This window comes from Pseudomonas sp. AC229 (assembly GCF_979254655.1).
Genome location: NZ_CEEDHK010000007.1, coordinates 76,818 through 95,529, shown reverse-complemented (window position 1 = coordinate 95,529; position 18,712 = coordinate 76,818). Strand labels below are relative to the sequence as shown.

General features: G+C 62.1%; 20 protein-coding genes. 9 read left to right on the top strand and 11 right to left on the bottom strand.

The features are described 5' to 3' along the window. Positions 1-7 precede the first annotated feature (7 nt). The 4 genes from AC0IW7_RS11565 (at position 8) to AC0IW7_RS11550 (ending at position 2,971) form a co-directional block, all read left to right on the top strand. Positions 8-1,609 (top strand): long-chain fatty acid--CoA ligase, encoded by a 1,602-nt coding sequence (locus tag AC0IW7_RS11565; protein ID WP_471818038.1) that lies wholly within the window; start codon positions 8-10, stop codon positions 1,607-1,609. A gap of 187 nt (positions 1,610-1,796) precedes the next feature. Further along, complete coding sequence (locus AC0IW7_RS11560) at positions 1,797-2,384, top strand: TetR/AcrR family transcriptional regulator (protein ID WP_471818036.1); 588 nt, start codon at positions 1,797-1,799, stop codon at positions 2,382-2,384. A gap of 55 nt (positions 2,385-2,439) precedes the next feature. Continuing rightward, positions 2,440-2,736, top strand: coding sequence for a hypothetical protein (locus AC0IW7_RS11555; RefSeq protein ID WP_471818034.1), 297 nt, complete (start codon positions 2,440-2,442; stop codon positions 2,734-2,736). Between the two features lie 61 nt (positions 2,737-2,797). After that, positions 2,798-2,971, top strand: a complete 174-nt coding sequence (locus AC0IW7_RS11550) for a DUF2986 domain-containing protein (RefSeq protein WP_471818032.1) — start codon at positions 2,798-2,800, stop codon at positions 2,969-2,971. A 1-nt stretch (position 2,972) separates the two neighbouring features. Here AC0IW7_RS11550 and AC0IW7_RS11545 read toward each other — a convergent pair whose 3' ends face one another. The 11 genes from AC0IW7_RS11545 to AC0IW7_RS11495 form a co-directional block, all read right to left on the bottom strand. Further along, positions 2,973-3,404: a GNAT family N-acetyltransferase gene (locus AC0IW7_RS11545; protein ID WP_471818031.1), complete on the bottom strand. Its 432-nt coding sequence runs from the start codon at positions 3,402-3,404 to the stop codon at positions 2,973-2,975. 23 nt (positions 3,405-3,427) lie between these two features. Beyond that, entirely contained in the window at positions 3,428-4,063 is a 636-nt protein-coding gene (locus tag AC0IW7_RS11540) for a LysE family translocator (protein ID WP_471818029.1), read from the bottom strand. Positions 4,064-4,139: 76 nt separating this feature from the next. Beyond that, positions 4,140-4,829, bottom strand: a complete 690-nt coding sequence (locus AC0IW7_RS11535; RefSeq protein ID WP_471818027.1) for a B3/B4 domain-containing protein — start codon at positions 4,827-4,829, stop codon at positions 4,140-4,142. A 226-nt stretch (positions 4,830-5,055) separates the two neighbouring features. Next, positions 5,056-6,096 (bottom strand): GGDEF domain-containing protein, encoded by a 1,041-nt coding sequence (locus tag AC0IW7_RS11530; protein ID WP_471818025.1) that lies wholly within the window; start codon positions 6,094-6,096, stop codon positions 5,056-5,058. Positions 6,097-6,194: 98 nt separating this feature from the next. Further along, the gene (locus AC0IW7_RS11525) at positions 6,195-8,231 is read right to left on the bottom strand and encodes a TonB-dependent receptor (protein ID WP_471818023.1); all 2,037 of its coding nucleotides are present in this window, start codon (positions 8,229-8,231) and stop codon (positions 6,195-6,197) included. Positions 8,232-8,320: 89 nt separating this feature from the next. After that, positions 8,321-8,707 (bottom strand): DUF2946 domain-containing protein, encoded by a 387-nt coding sequence (locus tag AC0IW7_RS11520; RefSeq protein WP_471818021.1) that lies wholly within the window; start codon positions 8,705-8,707, stop codon positions 8,321-8,323. A 92-nt stretch (positions 8,708-8,799) separates the two neighbouring features. After that, positions 8,800-9,225 (bottom strand): helix-turn-helix domain-containing protein, encoded by a 426-nt coding sequence (locus AC0IW7_RS11515; RefSeq protein ID WP_122493707.1) that lies wholly within the window; start codon positions 9,223-9,225, stop codon positions 8,800-8,802. A gap of 187 nt (positions 9,226-9,412) precedes the next feature. Next, positions 9,413-10,099 carry an amino acid ABC transporter permease gene (locus AC0IW7_RS11510; protein ID WP_471818019.1) on the bottom strand — a complete coding sequence of 229 codons (687 nt, stop codon included), beginning with the start codon at positions 10,097-10,099 and terminating at the stop codon, positions 9,413-9,415. Continuing rightward, positions 10,096-10,842 carry an amino acid ABC transporter permease gene (locus AC0IW7_RS11505; protein ID WP_471818017.1) on the bottom strand — a complete coding sequence of 249 codons (747 nt, stop codon included), beginning with the start codon at positions 10,840-10,842 and terminating at the stop codon, positions 10,096-10,098. Before AC0IW7_RS11505 ends, AC0IW7_RS11510 begins: the two co-directional genes overlap by 4 nt. A gap of 21 nt (positions 10,843-10,863) precedes the next feature. Continuing rightward, a complete protein-coding gene (locus tag AC0IW7_RS11500; RefSeq protein ID WP_471818015.1) occupies positions 10,864-11,751 on the bottom strand; it encodes a transporter substrate-binding domain-containing protein in 888 nt (295 codons plus the stop codon). A gap of 19 nt (positions 11,752-11,770) precedes the next feature. Beyond that, complete coding sequence (locus tag AC0IW7_RS11495) at positions 11,771-12,937, bottom strand: trans-sulfuration enzyme family protein (protein ID WP_471818013.1); 1,167 nt, start codon at positions 12,935-12,937, stop codon at positions 11,771-11,773. Between the two features lie 110 nt (positions 12,938-13,047). Between AC0IW7_RS11495 and AC0IW7_RS11490 the strand changes: the two genes are divergently transcribed. From AC0IW7_RS11490 to AC0IW7_RS11470, 5 genes are all read left to right on the top strand, one after another. Further along, positions 13,048-13,932, top strand: coding sequence for a LysR substrate-binding domain-containing protein (locus AC0IW7_RS11490; protein WP_471818012.1), 885 nt, complete (start codon positions 13,048-13,050; stop codon positions 13,930-13,932). 66 nt (positions 13,933-13,998) lie between these two features. Continuing rightward, on the top strand, positions 13,999-14,913 hold the full coding sequence (locus tag AC0IW7_RS11485; protein WP_471818010.1) for a LysR family transcriptional regulator: 915 nt from the start codon (positions 13,999-14,001) through the stop codon (positions 14,911-14,913). Between the two features lie 4 nt (positions 14,914-14,917). Then, positions 14,918-15,832, top strand: coding sequence for a LysR family transcriptional regulator (locus tag AC0IW7_RS11480; RefSeq protein WP_471818008.1), 915 nt, complete (start codon positions 14,918-14,920; stop codon positions 15,830-15,832). Positions 15,833-15,963: 131 nt separating this feature from the next. After that, positions 15,964-16,593 carry a glutathione S-transferase gene (locus AC0IW7_RS11475; protein ID WP_122493714.1) on the top strand — a complete coding sequence of 210 codons (630 nt, stop codon included), beginning with the start codon at positions 15,964-15,966 and terminating at the stop codon, positions 16,591-16,593. A gap of 51 nt (positions 16,594-16,644) precedes the next feature. Then, positions 16,645-18,702, top strand: a complete 2,058-nt coding sequence (locus AC0IW7_RS11470; RefSeq protein ID WP_471818006.1) for a pyridoxamine 5'-phosphate oxidase family protein — start codon at positions 16,645-16,647, stop codon at positions 18,700-18,702. The last annotated feature ends 10 nt before the right edge of the window (positions 18,703-18,712 follow it).

The following is an 18,712-nucleotide window of genomic DNA, read 5'->3' as shown; positions in this document are numbered from 1 at the left end:
AAACAAGATGCTTGGATTAATGATGGAAAAACCCCTGCTGGTCAGCAGCCTGCTCGAACACGCCGAGCGCTTTCACCCCAACCAGTTCGTGGTCAGCCGCCTGAGTGATGGCAGCATCGTCTACAACACCTACCGCGACATCGCCAAACGCACCCGTCAACTGGCCAACGCCCTGCTCGCCCTCGGCACCCAGCCCGGCGACCGCATCGCCACCATCGCCTGGAACACCCACCGTCACCTGGAGCTGTATTACGCCTGCGCCGGCATCGGTGCCATCTGCCACACCATCAACCCGCGCCTGCATGCCGACCAGCTCAGCTACATCATTGAACATGCGCAAAACACCCTGCTGTTTTTCGATACCGACCTGGCCCACGTGGTGGAAAAAGTCGCCACCGTGCGCGAAGGCACTCTGCAGTGGGTGGCCTTGACCGACGAAAGCGGCCTAAGCGAAAAAATGCCCGCCGGCTGCCTGGCATACGAAACCCTGCTCAGCCGCGAGACCGACGCGTTCCTCTGGCCCGACCTCGACGAGCGCAGCGCCTGCGCGCTGTGCTACACCTCCGGCACCACCGGCAACCCCAAAGGCGTGCTCTACAGCCATCGCTCCACGGTGCTGCACGCACTGGTCAGCGCCCTGCCCGACTGCGCCGCGTTGTCGGCGCACTCGGTGGTGATGCCGGTGGTGCCGATGTTTCACGTCAACGCCTGGGGCATGCCCTACGCCACCCTGCTCACCGGCGCCAAGCTGGTGATGCCCGGCAGCGGCATGGACGCCGCCAGCCTCGCCGAGCTGATGCAGCAAGAGAAAGTCACGCTGGCGCTCGGCGTGCCGACCATCTGGCAGAGCGTGCTCAACTACCTGGACGATAAACAGCTGAAGCTCGACTACCTGGAAGAAGTGTTTATTGGCGGCGCGGCGGTGGATAAATCTCTGCTGCTGCGCTTCGAAAAAATCGGTATCGACGTGCTGCAAGCCTGGGGCATGACTGAACTCAGCCCCATCGGCGCCGTGAACCGCCCGCTGCCCGACTCTGCCCACCAAGACGAAGAGCAGCGTGTGCAAGAAAAACTCAAACAAGGGCGCGGCATCTGGGGCGTCGATCTGCGTGTGGTCAACGACGTGGGCCAGCCACTGGGCTGGGACGGTTTTAGCGCCGGGCATTTGCACGTCAAAGGCCATTGGGTTGCCGGCCAATACTTTCGCCAGGAAGGCTCGGCCTGCACCGACGACGGCTGGTTCGCCACTGGCGACATTGCCCACATCGACAGCCGTGGTTTTCTCAAACTCACCGACCGTTCCAAAGACGTGATCAAGTCCGGCGGCGAATGGATCAGCTCGCTGGAGCTTGAACTGGCCGCGCAAAGCCATGCAGCGGTTGCCTATGCAGCCGTGATCGCGATTGCCGACGAAAAATGGTCGGAGCGCCCACTGCTGATCGTCACGCTCAAAGACGGCCACCCGCTCGACATTGCAACCATCCGCACGCATTTGCAGACGCTGGTGCCCAACTGGTGGCTGCCGGACCGTATGGAAGTGATCGAGCAGATGCCCCTTGGCGCGACCGGCAAAGTGCACAAGCAAACCTTGCGCGAACGCTTTACCTGATCTGAAACGGCATCCCCTTGGCGCGGCTTCAAGCGCAGGCTTGGGTTTTACGCGTACGGCCGGGAAGTAATTCCTGGCCTTTTTTTATCCACCGCTTTATCCAACGCGTCGCTGGTGAGCCACGGAAGGTTTGCCGATAATGGCGGCTTCGCACGCTGTGCTTTTTTCCTGCCCGACGAGGCTTACGTTGTCCAAACAAGACCTACGCGCCGTGATACTGGACCAAGCCCGCACCCTGTTTCTGGACGAGGGCGCCAAAGGCCTTTCCATGCGCAAACTGGCAACTGTGGTGGGCGTTACGCCGGGCGCCATTTACTGGCATTTCAAAAACAAGGAAGAGCTGGTCAGCGAAATTTTCCTGGAAGGCGTGCACACCTTCTCGCGCTACCTGAGCCGAGCCCTGACCGGCAAAGACCCACTCGAAAGGCTGATGATCTGCTCGGAAGAATTCCTCGCCTTCGGCCTCGAACAGCCCAGCCATTACGACGTGTTCTTCCTCAACCGCACCCCGCAGATTGACGGTCATGTGGTCGAACAACTGGCCGCATTGCGCCGCGGCAACTTCCAGATGCTCATCGACCGCATCCGCGAATGCCGCGACGCCGGCCTGTTACGCCCCGACGCCGACGTGGAACGCACCGCCACGTTAATGCTCAGCACGTGTCAGGGGTTGATCACCATGCATCGGTTTGGGTATTTGGGGGACAGCGTTGAGCATTTTCAGAAGATTTATCGGAATACGTTTAGGGGGTTGATGCAGGCGATGTTGGTTTAATCCTGCAAATCATTTCCGCGCAGGCGGTGGTCCGAGAATTGGGACCGAGGCCTGCGTGACGAACATCATCACCTTGGAGATTCTGGATTCCCGCGTGCGCGAGGATGACGGAGGACTAAACAAAAACATCCGTCATCCTCGCGAAGGCGGTGGTCCGAGAATTGGGATCGAGGCTTGCGTGACGAACATCATCACCTTGGAGATTCTGGATCCCCGCGTGCGCGAGGATGACGGAGGACTAAACAAAAACATCCGTCATTTCCGCGCAGGCGGTGGTCCGACAATTCGGAATCCAGAATTGCATGGCGAACACCGTAACCTGGGACCTCCACCCTCGGACCAACACCACTAGCCCTCCCCAACCGCGCTCCCGATAATGCCAAACGCAAACTCATCCCCTGCAGACCCCAACCATGAACCGCCGCAAGAAAATCAATCAGCTCCTCAAAGCCCACGCGAAAAAGGCCAGCGCCAAACTCGCGCCTAAAAGTAAGCCGAAATACATCAGCAAAGCTGACCGCGCCAAGCTCGCGGCCGAGGCTGAAAGCGCTGCGGTGCAGAGCAACGAAGCGCAGAGCGAGGGTTGACTCAGCCGAGGGATTTCTTCAGGAAAAACCGCGACCGGCCTTTGGGAAACTCGGGCAATTCGCCGAACACCCCATACCCCTGCCGCTGATACAGCGCCAACGCCTCGGGGTTAAAGGTGTCCAGCCACGCGCCATGGCAACCCCGTTTCAGCGCCTCCCGCTCTGCCGCTTCCAGCAGCTTGCCGCCGAACCCTTGGCCGCGGAGCGTTTCCGGCACCCAGAGCTTTTCGATAAACAACCAGCCCCACGCCGTGTAGCCGCTCAAGCCGCCAAGCACCTCGCCACCCGCGTCGCCAGCGCGGAGCAGAACGGCCAACTGCTGATGGCCGGATGCACCGACTTCGCCTTGGTTAAAGGCTCGCAGCCCATCGAGGATCAACTGCTGTGTTTCGGCGCTTGGTGCGTTGGAAATTTCCAGTGTGATCGGTTTCATGGCCAGCCCTCGACGCCGCCTTGTTAGGTCCGGGAAAACAGCAGTTTTAAGCCCGCTGCTGCAAATACCAAGGCTAGCGCACCTTCAATCCAACGCCGCGCGTGGCGGTAAGCACGCACCATGGGCTCGGTCGAGAAGATCAGCGCATACCCACCGAAAATACTCACGCTCAGCACCGCGCACGCGCCCAAGGTGACCGCCACCGTAGAGAATGTGGCGCCTGGCCCGAGACCGAGGGTCATGGTCGCGATCCAGCTCAGGATCGCTTTCGGGTTGGTGAGGTGCATCAGCAGGCCCTGTTTGTACAAGGTAGCCCCGCAGGTCTGTGGCGCGGCGGCCAGTGCTTGTTGATGCCGCTCTTCGGAGGTCAGCGCCGAGCGCCCCGCTTTGTAGGCGAGGAACAACAGGTACGCGCCGCCGATGATTTTCAGCACACCGATGGCGTGCGCGTAGCTGGCCAGCAACGCCGACACCCCGGAGGCGGCCATCACGCCCCAGAAGAACGAGCCGCTGATAATGCCCGCCGCCAGCATCAGCGCCGGGCGCCGCCCTCGGTGCATGGCCACGCCCATGATGCGCATGTTGCTCGGGCCGGGGCTGGCGGCGCCGAGGGTGTACACGGTGAGCACCAGCAGCAGGTGGTGGAAGTCGAAAGCCATGGGCCGCGCCTATCAAGCGAATGAGCAGGCAGAAGAATTATCACGTTGGTAAACGCGGCTGCCAGACACAGATGCTTCAGTAAAACTCGACCATCTGTGTGTCTACCCGAGCGCCGGGCATCATTTTTTCGAGCCCGTCGACCAACGCATCGCCGGCCGCTTGCAGTGCTTCGCGGGGCATCGACGGCAGCGCTTCAAGCACAAACCACATGCGCGTGGCGGTGCAGTCCAAGCGGGTGCGCACGCCTTGGCGCCAGTTCCAGCGCCGGCACGTGACGCCAATGTCGTCGCGCCAGATCACTTCGCCCTTGTCCGGCGACTCGTTGGCGAGTGCGCCGTCTTTGAAGGTGTCAAACAACTCGGTGCCATCGGCCACGGTCAGACGCGGCGGCCCCACATAGGCGGCCAGGTTTTCGCCACCGACCGGCACGGCGAATTGCAGGCTGATGGCGTTGTACAAATCCACCACCGGATCAATGCTCGGCAATGCGCCGTCGCGCAGCACGCGTTTTCGCAGCGCTTCGGCCGAACACGGCGTGCGTTGCGGTTTGGCGCCGAACAAGCGAAACGTTTCAGCCCATGCCGCGAGGTGCGCGTCAGCCCACGCAGGGCCGCCGGCCGCTACAGCAGCGCAGGCGTTGCGCATGGCCTCGGCGGCCACCTGCGGCTGGGTGATGGGAGCGGCTTCAACGCTGATGCTCAGGGCGCAGAAGCCCGGCGCGAGGGTGGCGATTTCGGCGTCGAGAACAGGCAAAACCAATGACATGTGAACTCCCCGACTCAGCGACGTTTGAGGTTGCGCATGGCGTAACAGCCCCATGCAGCGTCGAGGGTACGGAGCGTGCGAATCAAGGCGTGGAGTCGGTGTTTCAACGGCGTTTTCCTCAGCAGATGTAAGACCAGTGTCGGTCAGCCCGCTGAATCCTCGCCGTTGAAGGCCATCAGGTCTAATGATTAGACCTGATGGCGTATTAGTTTTGCTTATCCCGCTGTCAGGCCGCCGCAGTAGCTGGCGCGGCCAGCGCAAAGCGATTTTTGCCCTGATGTTTGGCTTCATACAGCGCCAGATCGGCACGACGCATCAGGCTGAACAGGGTTTCGTCTGCCAGGTGTTCGGCCACCCCAATGCTGATTGAAAGCGTAACGCCAAGCACCGGCTGGCCATTCACGGCCTCGACAATCCGCTGCGCCAGGGCGCTGGCGGCGCCTGCATCGGCGAGCTGCGCGGCGACGGCAAACTCTTCGCCGCCGAGCCGGGCGACGTTATGGCCGGGGCTTTGTTCGCTGAGCACCTTGGCCACTTCCACTAACACGCGGTCGCCCACATCGTGGCCGTGGCCGTCGTTGATCTTCTTGAAGTCGTCGATGTCGAGCATCAGGAAAAACAGCGGCACGCGAGGTTCGCTGGCACTAACCGTGGCAGTCAGGCGCTGAATAAATGCGCGGCGATTGGGCAGCCCGGTGAGCGTGTCGCGGTAGGCCATGTCGTGCAGTTGGCTTTGCAGGTCGAACACATCTTTGCGCGTGCGGCACAGCGTGGTGCAGACCATGGTGGCGACCAGCAGGCTGGCGGTTATCAACATCAGCGTAAGGGTCAGGTCGAGCTGCCGGTCGAAGCTCGGTTGCACCACGGCAAACAGCGTGGCCCACACCGCAATGCCCGTGCTTAACGCATGGCCCGGATGGGCGTGCATCGCCGACACCGGCAAGCTGAATACCAGGCCAATAGGCAGAAACCAGATGGCCGGATTGCCAATGGCATTGGCCAGCGCACCGAGGCAGGCGGTACACGCGCAGACCAACAACAATCCGCTAAGCCAGAGCTGTTGCGTGGTGCGGGCCCGATAGGTGAGCACGCAGATGCCCGCCGACAGCACGCTGAAGCCGTATAACCAGGGGGAAATGGGTTGGCTTACATTGGCCACGATCAGCACGATCAGGCAGACAGCGGCCGCCAATATTTCGCTGGACACCACCAGCGGACGCAGTTGAGCGAAGGACTTCTGCTCAAGACTTTCTTCGGTTCCGTGCACGCTTACTACCAGAAAGAACGGTCGGGCGCCCATGGTAGCTGAGCGGTGTGGCCGGCTCACCTCGTTTCTCAGGTGAACCGGCAACCGCCTCCACGCGCTTAGAAATCCAACGTCAGGCCGGCATAAAACGCACGGCCATCGGCGGGCGCGTGTAACGACTGCTGTACGCTGGCGGTAGCGTCGTACCACACGTATTCGCTGTAGCGATCCGTGAGGTTTTTCACTTGCAGATCCACGCTCACGTCGGCACTTATCCGGTAGCTCGCGCCGACGTTGAGCAAGGCAAAGTCGCCGTACTTGCCGGCGCTGTTGGTGCGTTCCAGGTAGTAGTCGCTTTGCCCGTTGACCCACGCGGACAGCTGCAATGCTTCGCTGGCCTGGTAGGTGGAACCCAAGGCATACAGGTGATGGGGCACGTGGTCCATTTCCTGGCCTTTGCTGGCGGGCAGGTTGGGGTTGGGCTTGAGAATTTCCGAGAACTGCCGCGAATACGACGCCCACACGCTGGTGGCCTCGGTGGGGTACACATTGAGCTGAATGTCGTAGCCACGGCGCAGGGTTTCGCCGACGTTTTCCGAGTCGCCGACGGCATCGTTGAGTTTGCGTTGCACCTCGTCCGAGGCCTTCTGTTCCCAATAGGCGATGCGCCCGTCCAGCCACGGCGTCGGGTTGAATTTCAGCCCGGTTTCCCAGCCGTCATTGATGGAAGGGTTGAGGTCGTCGCGCTGGCTGGCCAGGCGGTAGCTGGCCGAACCGACACCGATCTGAAAGCTGCGCCCCCAGTTGGCATACAGGCTGGCGTGTTCCCACGGGGCATAGACCACGCTGAGTTTTGGCTGGCGGATCAGGCCGTAGTCGTTGACGTCGGCGCGCTCGCCGGTGAGTTCGTTGCTGTAGTCGCCGTACACCTTGTCCACGCGATACGCCGGAATGATTTTCAGCGACTCGACTGGCTCGATCACCGCTTGCACATAGCCGCCCACCACATCCAGGTCGAACTGCTGGTCGCGGGTTTGCGCGCTGCGGATGCGCTGAGTGGTGCGGTAGCGGCGGCTTTGGTTTTCCTGGCGCTGCACGTCGGCGCCGCCTTCCAGTGCAAAGCCGTGCAGATGGTCCACGTCCGGGCGCCAGGTCAGGGTGCTGAGGGCGCCGTACTGACGCTCATCGGCCACCCGTTCCTGCTGGGAAACGCTGCGCCAGTATTGGGTCCAGCGCTCATCTTTGAAGGTATTGAGGTAGGCCTTGCTGGCCCACGACAGGTCATGTTCCAGGTTGATATCCAGGTGCAGGCTGGCCTGGTTCATTTCCCGACTGCCCTGGTCGGTGGCGTTGTCGGCGTAAGAGTCGCGCGGGTGATCGTGGGCGTCGCGGCGGCTCAGGTAACCGGCTTCGTCGGCGTCGCCCTGGTAGTGGCGCAAGATCAAGCCGGCGCGCCAGGCGTCTTCATCGGCGGTGTAAAACCACTTGCCGGCGAAGCTCTGGCGGTCGGCGTTGGCGTGGTCGCGGTAGCCGTCGCTTTGCTGGTAGGCGAGAAAATAGTTCTGGCTCCAGTTGCCGCTTTCGATGCCTTTCACTACCTGCACTTCCTGGGTGTCGAAGCTGCCGTAGCGCACCCGCAGTTTGCCGTCGTTGCCACCGATGCGGGTGTTGATGCTGGCGTTGCCGGCGATGTTGTGCAGGCCGTAGCGCGGGTCGTTGGTGCCGCGCACCACTTCAATGCTGTCGATATCCAGCGGGAACAGCATGTCGATAAAGGGCATGTTGCCGTCGTTGGTGTTGCTGGGAATGCCGTCGATCAACAGCTTCACGGCGTTCACTTCGCCCTCGCCATTGAAGCCACGAAACGACAACTTGCCGGAGGTGGTGCCCTGGTTGAATTGGGTGAGCATTACGCCGGGCACGCGGTTGAACAGCTCCCAGCTGTATTGCACCGGCTGCTGTTCAATGATGTCGCTGCCGACCACGTCGACCGAGCTGAGAATGTTGCGGCTGGCCAGCGGACCGGCGTTTGGCGCGGTGACGTTTACGGCGCCGAGGGTCAGGGTTGAATCGCCTGGCGTAGCGGCATAGGCCAGGGCGGGAACGAGCAGAAACAGACTGCCGAGCGAGCGGCAAAACACAGGTGAATAAGCCATCGAATGAAATCCTGAAAAGCCAGATAAGCGGGTGCGCGTTTCCTGCGAAACGGCACGTCAACAAAACGCGGTAAGGCGCGTGAGGCAGTTCAAGCGATGGTCGGAGCGCGGGGGTTCAGCGAGGGCCAATTGAGGCGCGGGGGCGGTTGCGCGAAGCTGCGAACGACGATGGGCGCGACGCTGCGCGCGGGGATGAAATCCAGCGACCAGGCGCCGGTATTAACCGCCACCGCGGCTGCAAACGAGGAACACAGCGGGCAACTGACCTGGTCGAGATGAACACTTTGCGTGTCCGAGCCGGTCAGCTCTACGCCTGCGCCGCTGTCTGTCGACACCGAGCAGAAGCCCCCGCCCAGGCCACTGAGGTTTAGCGCGCTCATCTGGCCGTGATGGATACCGCACGCGAACAGACTGAACAGCACGCTGGCGTACAGCATCCATGCAGTCAGTGAGCGAGTGTGGCGGGCCATTTTCATGGGGCGCGACTCTAGCACCGCGCTTTGGCAACGAACAGGCAGCGCAGTGGGCGCAATTGCCGCATGGAACATGCGTGCGCCCTACCCTGCGTTTACATCGACGCGTATTGAATCGCCGCCGTACCGGAGCGCCAGGTGCTTGGGTTGGTGCCTTCGGTTTTCAAAAAGGTGCGACAGAAATGCGCCTGGTCGCAGAAGCCGCATTCAGCGCCGATCTGGGTCAGGCTCTTGTCGGAGTTAGCAATCAGTTGCTTGGCCTGAGCCATGCGCTGCTGGTGAATCCATTCTTGCGGCGACAGCCCGGTAGTGCGTTTGAAGGCCCTGGAAAAATGGCTGCGCGACATGGCGCAGGCCTCTGCCAATTGCGGAACGGTTAATCGACAACCGAGGTTTTCCGCAATCATCTGTTTAGCCAATCGTTCGCGCCAAGGCGCTAAACCACCGATTACTTGAGTCTGTTTGGACTGTTCGAAATGATCAGCCGTGGGCAAAACATAGGCGCGCGAAAGACTCGCCATAACAGATTCTCCTGAAATGGATATAAGGATTGGGTGCACAAATAATTGGGCAGAAAGTTAAAGGCGACTGACTTGCGAGCCGCGGTGTTGCTGGCGTCCGCTGCTGGCTAGCGCGGCGCTCGTTATTGACTTACTTATCCTTGTTTGTTGTTTCAAAACGGCTATTTCGAAACCGCTTTTCTCACATTCAAACCACTTGCCGGTTCCTCTTCTGTAAATAATTAACGAGCACGACACCGGCACTGCACAGCACTAAATAAACCGCTGCCGTCAACAAATAGAACTCCACCAATTGGCCATTGCGTTGGCCTATTTGCCCGGCCGCGCCGAGAAAGTCGTTGAGGCTGATGACGTACACCAGCGACGTATCTTTGAGCAGCCCGATGGTTTGGCTGACCAGGGCCGGGCTCATGTTGCGCAACGCTTGCGGCATCACGATCAGGCGTAGGCACTGCAGGGTGCTCATGCCCAACGCTTTGCCCGCCGCCATCTGCTCGCCCCTCACGCTGTTGATGCCGGCGCGCACCACTTCGCAGAAGTAGGCGGACTCGGCCAGCACCAGCGCAATGATCGCTGAGTACATCGCCCCCACCGTCAGGTAGGGGTTGCCTGTGATCGCCCTGAGCACAAACGGCATCAGAAAAAACATCCAGAAAATCGTCAAAATCAGCGGAATGGCGCGGAACAGATTGACGTAGCCCGCCGCCAATTTCGCCAGCGGCCTTGGCCCGTAAATTCGCACCACGGCCAGCACGCAGCCCAGGGAAAAACCCAGCACCAGCGCGACGGCCACCAGCAGCAGCGTGGTCTGCAAGCCCTGCCACAAATAAGGCAGCGCCGGCACGATGCCGCTCCAATCGAATGCGTAACTCACCTGAGCGCCCCGGCTTCGCGCAGCTCGGGCACCGCCGTCTTCATTTCCAGGTGGCGCATCAGCAGCACGACGGCGTAGGTGATGCCCATGTAAATCAAGGTCGCGGCAATAAACGACTCAAACGGCTGACCGGAAAACTCACTGATTTGCCGGCTCTGGCCGGTCAGCTCCATCAACCCGATGGTCAAGGCCGCCGCCGAGTTCTTGAACACGTTCATAAAGTCCGACGTCAACGACGGCAGCACCACGCGAAACGCCTGCGGCAGCAGCACAAACCGATACACGCCCCAGCGCCCGAACCCCATGGCCCGCGCCGCCATCGCCTGTTCCGCCGACACCGATTGCAGGCCGGCCCGCACCTGTTCTGCCACACCCGCCGTGGTGTACAGCGCCAAGCACATCACCACGCTGAGGAACTGGTTCAGCATCGGGTTCATTTGCTTCAGCGCATCGCCCCAGGTTGGCGGCAACAGCTCGGGCACCACGAAGTACCACAGGAACAACTGCACCAGCAGCGGCGTGTTGCGAAAACAGTGCACATACACCGCCGCGCTCCAGCGCAAGGCTTTGTTGGCCGAGCCTCTGGCCATGCCGGTGAGCGTGCCCAGCCCCAGCGCCAAGCCCCACGACAACAACGACAGCGCCAGCGTCCACAGCACGCCCTCGGCCAGGAGCACTCCATACAGGCCTTCGCCCGTGATAGAGGGTTTGAAAAAGAAGCTCCAGTCCCAGCTGTAGTTCATAAACGTGCGGTCCTGAAAGGCTTACTGAAGCGCCCGGTCGTTGGGATTTTGGTACAGCTGCGCATTTTCGGCCGACAGCGGTGCGTGTATTTGCAAGCCGCCTCTCACGTTGATTCGGGTGTTGAAGTACTTGTCGTAGAGCCGGTGCATTTCTCCGGACTTCTGCATACCGACGATCACCTCATCGGCGAGCTTTTTAAACGCCGGGTCATCCTTGCGCAGCATGCAGCCGTAGGCTTCGAGCGACTGCGGCGTGCCGACCACGGTCCACAGCTCGGGCTTTTTTGCGGTCGCGATGTTGCCGTAGAACATGATGTCGTCGCCCATCGAAGCCACGGCGCGGCCGGTCTCGACGGTGGTGAAGTTGGAGATGTTGTCTTTCGATAACAGGATGCGGATATCGAGGTTTTTCTCGCTATTCAGGCTGCGCAGCAAGCGTTCAGAAGTGGTGCCGGCTTCAACCACTACCGACTTGCCGGCCAGGTCGGCGAAGTCGTGAACGCCGGAATCTTTGCGGGTTAATAGGCGCGTGCCGACGACAAAAAAGGTATTGGAGAACGCCACCTGTTTCTGCCGCTCGGTGTTGTTAGTGGTGGAGCTGCATTCCAGGTCAACGGTTTGGTTAGCTACCAGGGCAATACGGGTTTGCGGCGTGAGATTGAGGGTGTTGATCTGGAGAGCCTGCAAACCCAGCTCCTGCTGTGCACGCTGGGCGATGCGCTGGGAAATCTCCCAACCGAAGCCGGCATGGTTGCCGTTGTCGTCGATGAAGTTGAACGGCGTCGAGGCTTCGCGGGTGCCGAGGGTGATGGCGCCGGTCGCTTTGATTTTGTCCAACGTGCCGGCGGCATGCGCCAGCCCCAGTTGAGCCACTAACAATAGCGGAGCGAGTGCCAAAACCTTGTTCATCGTATGTGCTGCCCTGTGGTTATTTTTTCGAAAGCGTCGCAAGCGCCAACTCAAGGTCGCGCTGCAACTGGTCCAAGGGTTCCAGGCCGATGTGCAGACGCACGATCCATGGCGATTGTTTCCACGGCACCGAGGTGCGGCTGGCGCTGATGTTGGCCAAGGCCACCAGGCTTTGCGTGCCGCCCCAACTGGCGCCGATCTGGAAGTGCTTCAGGCTATCGACGAAACGCTCGATGCGGGCTTGATCGGTTTCACGGAGCGTCAAACTGATCACGCCGTTGCCGCCGCTGAAGTAGCGCTTGAAGCGCTCGTGCTGGCTGTCGCTTTCCAGTGCCGGGAAAAATACCTGCTCCACGGCTTCAACGCCCATTAGCCATTTGGCGATGTGGTAACCGCGTCTGGCGTGTTCGGCCAGACGTACCGGCAGCGTCTGCAAGCCGCGCAATACCAGGTACGCGTCGCTCGCCGCAACGCCGGTGCCCAGCGCCATGAACGCCGTTTTCAGGCGCTCGAACAGCTTGCGGTCTTTCACCGTGCACACGCCCATGCACACATCGGAGTGGCCGCTGGCGTATTTCGACAGCGCGGTGCTGACGATGTCGACGCCATGCTCGAAGCAATTGATCTGCCCAAAACCCCATGCGTTATCCATCAACACCAGGCTTCCGTTCTTGTGCGCTTGTGCTGAGATGACCGAAATGTCCTGAATTTCCATGGTGTACGAGCCCGGCGACTCCAGCACCACCAGGCGCGTTGAAGGCGTTAGCCACGGTTCGATAGTGGCCGCGTCGGCCGGAAAAAACGTGTGGGTGATGCCGTACTGCGCCAGCAGCGAGGTGCACAGCTCGCGCGTTGGGCCGTACACGCAGTCGGCCAGCAACACGTGATCGCCTTGCTTGAGCAGGGCCAGCATCGGGTGCGTGACGGCAGCCAGCCCTGAGGGCACCAGCAAGCTGAACTCGCCACCCTCGATGACCGCCAATTGCTTCTCCAGCGCCCGCCCGGTTGGCGTGCCGTACAGGCCGTAGCTGAAGCCGTCGAACATGCGCTCCGAACGGTTCAAAAAGCTGCGCGCTGAGGTGTAGGTCAGCGTGGACGCATGGTGAACCGACATATTCAGCGCCGTGAACTCGGGCATAAGCGCGCGAATGGGGCGAAGGTCAGCGGGCAGAAAGAGTGATTTCACGGAGGGCCTTTGGCGTGCCAGGTTCTTAGGGTTGGGAAATTGACGGAATGCACGTATAACTTCCAATGCGAAGATGTCTTGCATCAATTCATATTTGATATAGGTAAAGCATGAACCCCCGTCAGATCGAAGCGTTCCGAGCGGTAATGGTGACGGGCAGCACCGTGCGCGCGGCCGAGCTGATCCACACCTCGCAGCCGGTCATCAGCCGCCTGATCGGCCAACTGGAAAGCAACTTGCGGTTCAAACTGTTCGAGCGCGAATCGTCGCGGCTGCGGCCAACGCCGGAAGCCAAGTCGCTATTCGTCGACGTGGAAAAGCTCTACTCCGGCATGGATCAGCTGGAGAAAAAAGCCAAAAGCCTGCGCGAAGGCCGCAGCGGTTTGCTCTCTATCGCTTGCTTGCCGGCCATGGCTTATGGGCCGATGCCGAAGTTTCTCGCCGAATTGCAGCGCCAGTTGCCCGACCTTTCGGTGCGTCTGGATATCTGCTCCTCCAACGAGGTGCGGGAACTGATCGCCAGCGGCCGCTGCGACATCGGTTTTGCCGCCGAAGAGATCGACACCCACGGCATCGTCGCCCGCAGCATCGCCCGGCGCCGCGCCTTGTTGGCGGTGCCGGTGGACCATCCCGTGGCGGCGATGAGCGAAGTGTCGGTGCTGGACCTGGCCGACTATTCGTACCTGGGCTTGTCGTCCACCGACTCGACCCAACGCTTTCTCAACGGCGTAATGGCCGAAGCCGGCAAGGCCTTGCGCATCACCATCGAAACGCCGTACACGCTGACCATCGCCTCGCTGGTGGTCAGCGGCGCCGGGGTCGGGCTTGTCGACCCTATCGCCCTGGAAGCATTCGAGTGGCCGGGGCTGAAACTGCTGCCGCTCAAAGAAGACATCTACTTCAATACGCTGGTGATCCACAGCGCCACGGCGCCGCTGTCCGCGCCGGGCAACTTGCTGGTGAGCATCGCCGAGCGCCACCTGGCCGGCCACTGACGGTGGCCTGCGGACAATAGCGTTCTAACCCCCTACTCTTTGCCACTCGCCAAGCCGGATGTCGTCATGGATAGATTTCAGGAAATGAAGGTGCTGCTGGCCGTCACCGAGGCCGAGAGCTTTGCCGGCGGCGCCAAGCTGCTGGGCATGTCGCCGCCCAGCGCCACCCGCGCCATCGCCGCGCTGGAAAGCCGCCTGGGCACCGTGCTGTTGGCGCGCAACACCCGCAGCCTGCGGCTTACCGAAGCCGGGCGGCGCTATGTGGAAGACTGCAAACGCATCTTGCTCGAGCTTGAAGAAGCCGAGGAACTGGCCGCCGGCAGCGCCCTGCGTGCGCGCGGCAACCTGACGGTGACGGCGCCGGTGATGTTCGGCGAGCTGTACGTGATTCCGCTGATCACCAGCTATTTGGCCGCGCACCCGCAGGTGTCGGTGAATGCGCTGTTGGTCGATCGCTTGGTGCACATGGCCGACGAAGGTGTCGACGTGGGCCTGCGCATCGGCCAGTTGCCCGAGGGTAATTTCAACGCCTTGAAGGTCGGCGACATCCGCCCGGTGGTGTGCGCCGCGCCGGCCTTTCTCGACCGTGTGGGCAGGCCGACAAAGCCGGAAGACTTGCTCGGCGCGCAGGTGGTGATGTCGTCGGCCAGCACCTTGTTAGCGCACTGGTATTTCAACGGCCCGGATGGCAGCCAGAGCGTGACGCCGCAGCCGCGTTTGGTGGTCAGCTCCAACCAGGCGGCCATCAATGCCGCGCGCATGGGCTGGGGGTTTACCTGCGTGTTGTCCTATCAGGTGGCCGAAGCCGTCGCCAAGGACGAGCTGGAAATTGTGCTCAGCGCATTCGCCACCGCGCCCATTCCTGTGCACCTGGTGTACCAGAGCGGCAAACAGGTGTCGGCCAAGGTGCGCACCTTTGTCGACCATTGCTACGAGCGCCTGGTGAACGACCCGGCGCTGCAACAGCTCAGCGCCTCGTAACGCCATGAGCACCCTGCCCAACCGCCACCAACAGATGCACGCGTTTGCCACCGTGGCCCGCACGGGCAGCCTGGCGGCAGCGGCGCGTGAGCTGAAGGTGTCCACCGCCACCCTGATGCGCACCGTGGCGGCATTGGAAGTGCGGCTTGGCGCCACCTTGTTGAAGCGCAGCCCGCGTGGCGTGAGCCTGAGCGCGGTGGGCGAGCAATTTGCCGAGCGCTGCCAGCTGATTCTTGCGCAAACCGCCGAGGCCGAACGCTCCGCCAGCGGGCTGCACAGCGACGCTGCCGGCAGGCTGACGGTGTCGATGCCATTGCTGATGACCCATCAAGTATTTATGCCGCTGGCGGTGGACTACCTCGACGCCTTCCCCGACATGCAACTGCTGACCCAGGCGCGCGAAACCCTGCCCAAGCTGCTCGATGACGGCATCGACGTGGCGCTGGTGGTGGGCCATCTTCCCGACTCATCAGGGTTTGCCGTGCAGGTCGGCGAGGTGCGGTCGATCATCTGCGCAGCGCCTGCCTACCTCGCGCAATGGGGCATTCCCCAGAGCGCCGAAGCGTTGAAAAACCACCGCACCCTGGTCGCCAGCGCCACTGGCCAGGGTGCGGAATGGCGACTGCATGGTGAGAGCGGCACGCGCTCGGTACGCACCACGCCGGTGCTCACCTGCTCCACGCAACAAGGCGCCATTCAGGCGGCGGTGGGCGGCCTGGGGCTGGTTCGCTGCCTGCGCTACGAAGCCCACCACGAGCTGCAGAACGGTTTACTCGAACCGGTGCTGCAGGCCTTCCCGGCGCCGCTGTTGCCCGTGCACCTGACCTACCGCGAAGGGCGCAAAGCCAACGGGCGGGTGCGCAGCTTTATCGACTTTATCGCCCCGCGCCTGCGCGCCCATCCGGCCTTTCGCCCCTGAACGCGGCCGGTTATTTCACAAACTGAAATTCTGCATTGCCCGGCCTGGCGATTCTGCTCAACGGTCAGCGGGCGCAGCATGCCTGCACAGCGTCACATTCAGTCGACGCCCCCTTTAGCGGAGTGCACCCCATGCCACAGCAGCCGATTACCCTTTACCACTTTCCCCTTTCCGGCCACGCCCACCGCGTGCAGCTGATGCTGTCGCTGATGAACCTGCCGACCGAGGTGGTGTTCGTCGACCTGGCCAAGGGCGCGCACAAGCAACCAGAATTCCTCAAGCTCAACCCGTTCGGCCAGGTGCCGGTGATCGACGACAACGGCACCGTGCTCGCCGACTCCAACGCCATTCTGGTGTACCTGGCGAAAACCTACGGCGAAGGCCGCTGGCTGAGTGAAGAACCCGCTGCCGCCGCGCGCGTGCAACGCTGGTTGTCGGTGGCCGCCGGGCAGGTGGCATTCGGCCCGGCCGCAGCACGGTTGGTGACCGTATTCGGCGCCTCGTTCAATGCCGAGGAAGTGATCAACCGCGCCCACACTCTGTTCGCCATGATGGAACGGGAACTGGCCAACACCGCGTTCCTGGCCGGCGCCGAGCCGAGCATCGCCGACGTCGCGAACTACAGTTACATCGCCCATGCGCCAGAGGGCAACGTGTCGCTGGAGGCCTACCCGAACTTGCGCGCGTGGCTGGCGCGAGTGGAAGCGTTGCCGGGTTTTGTGCCGATGCCGCCGACCGCCGCCGGCTTGCTCGCCAACTGATCGTCGCGCCCCGCTGCCGGTCTGCCCGGCAGCTCACAAGGAGGATCGCCCATGGAAACCTTGCCCAAACACCGCCGCTCGCCCTGGCATGACGGCGAACGCGTTCTGCAGCAGAAAGTGGGCGTGCTCGAGCGCATGGAAGTCGCCGGCCAGAAGTTTATTCGCGACTACATGCCCGACCAGCACCGCGAGTTTTACCAGCAGTTGCCATTCATGATCGTCGGCGCTGTGGATGATGCCGGCCGGCCCTGGGCGACCCTGCTCGAAGGCGAGCCTGGCTTTGCCCATTCCGCCGATGCCAAGCAACTGAGCCTGAACACCGCTCTGGATCCGCAAGACCCCGCCGCCTCCGGCCTGCAAGCCGGCAACGCGCTGGGCCTGCTGGGCATTGAACTGCATACGCGGCGGCGCAACCGCATCAATGGCGTCATCACCCACGCCTCGGCGCAGCAACTGGATATCGCCGTGGAGCACGCCTTCGGCAACTGCCCGCAGTACATCCAACAGCGCGCCTACACCCGCGTTGCCGATGACGCGGCCGGCAAACCGGCACGCCAGGACTTCACCGCACTGGATGCCGACGCCACGGCCGTGATCACCAACGCCGACACCTTTTTTGTCGCCAGCTACGTGGCGCATGAAGACGGTCAGCGCTCGGTGGATGTGTCGCACCGTGGCGGCCGGCCGGGGTTTATTCAGGTGAAAGGCAACCGCCTGACCATTCCCGACTACGCCGGCAACCTGCACTTCAACACCCTGGGCAACCTGCAAACCAACCCGCAGGCCGGGCTGCTGTTTGTCGACTTCACCACCGGCGATGTGCTGCAACTGAGCGGCCATACCGAACTGGTGCTGGAAAGCCCGCTGATCACCGCGTTCGAAGGCGCAGAACGGCTGTGGACCTTCGAAGTGCAGAAGATGGTGCGCCGCCCGGCAGCGCTGTCGCTGCGCTGGCAGTTCCAGAGTTTCGCGCCCACCAGCCTGATGACCGGCACCTGGGCCGACGCTAACCAGCGCCTGCGCCAGACCGAAGCGCGCAAGCAATGGCACCCGTGGCGCATCGCCCGTGTGGAACAGGAGAGCCACGACATTCGCTCGCTGTACCTGGAGGCCGTCGATGGCGGCGCCGTGAGCTTTTTGCCTGGCCAACATATTCCGGTGCGCCTGCATCTGGGCAATGGCGACAGCGTGGTGCGCACCTATAGCGTTTCCAGCGCGCCGGCCGATGGCCATGTGCGCATCAGCGTCAAAGCCCAGGGCCCGGCATCGCGGCATTTGCATGAGCAACTGAAGCTCGGTGACGTGCTGGAGATTCGCCACCCGCTCGGCAGCTTCACCTTGAAAACCGACGCCGCGCGGCCGGTGGTGTTGATTGGCGCGGGCGTTGGCATTACGCCGCTGCTGTCCATGGCCCGCGAACTGGTGGCGCAGATCGACAGCGGGCAACGGCAACAGCCCGTGTTTCTCTTTCAAGGCGGTAGAAGCCTGGCCGACCTGCCGTTTCAGCAGGAACTGCAAGCCCTTCAACAGCGCGCCAATGGCCTGCTCCACCTCACACGCGCGCTAAGCACTGCCGGCGAACAGGCGACGTTGGGCGTGGATTTTGAACTGGCCGGAAGGTTGAGCATTGGCCAAATCAAAGCGCGTCTACCGCTCGACGATTACGACTTCTACCTCTGCGGCCCGGCGGCGTTTACCCAGGATATTTACGACGGCCTGCGCCAGCTGAACATCCCCGACGCGCGCATTCATGCCGAAGCGTTCGGCCCGTCCACCCTGCGCCGCCAGGGCGACGAGCAGCGCGCCACCCTCGTGCAACCGCCGCCTGCCACCGCGCCTGTGCCGGTGTACTTTGCCAACTCCGCCAAAGAAGCACGCTGGACCCCACAAAGCGGCACGCTGCTGGAACTGGCCGAAAGCCGGGGCCTGAACCCCGAGTTCAGCTGCCGCGGCGGCTCGTGCGGCACCTGCCGCACCCGGCGCATCAGCGGCCAGGTGCACTACCCCAACCCGCCCGCCCAATTGCCCGACGACGACATGGTGCTGATCTGCTGCGCCGTGCCGGCCGAAAGCGAAAACGGCCTTCAGCCGCTGGTTCTGGACCTTTAAGGAGACGCGT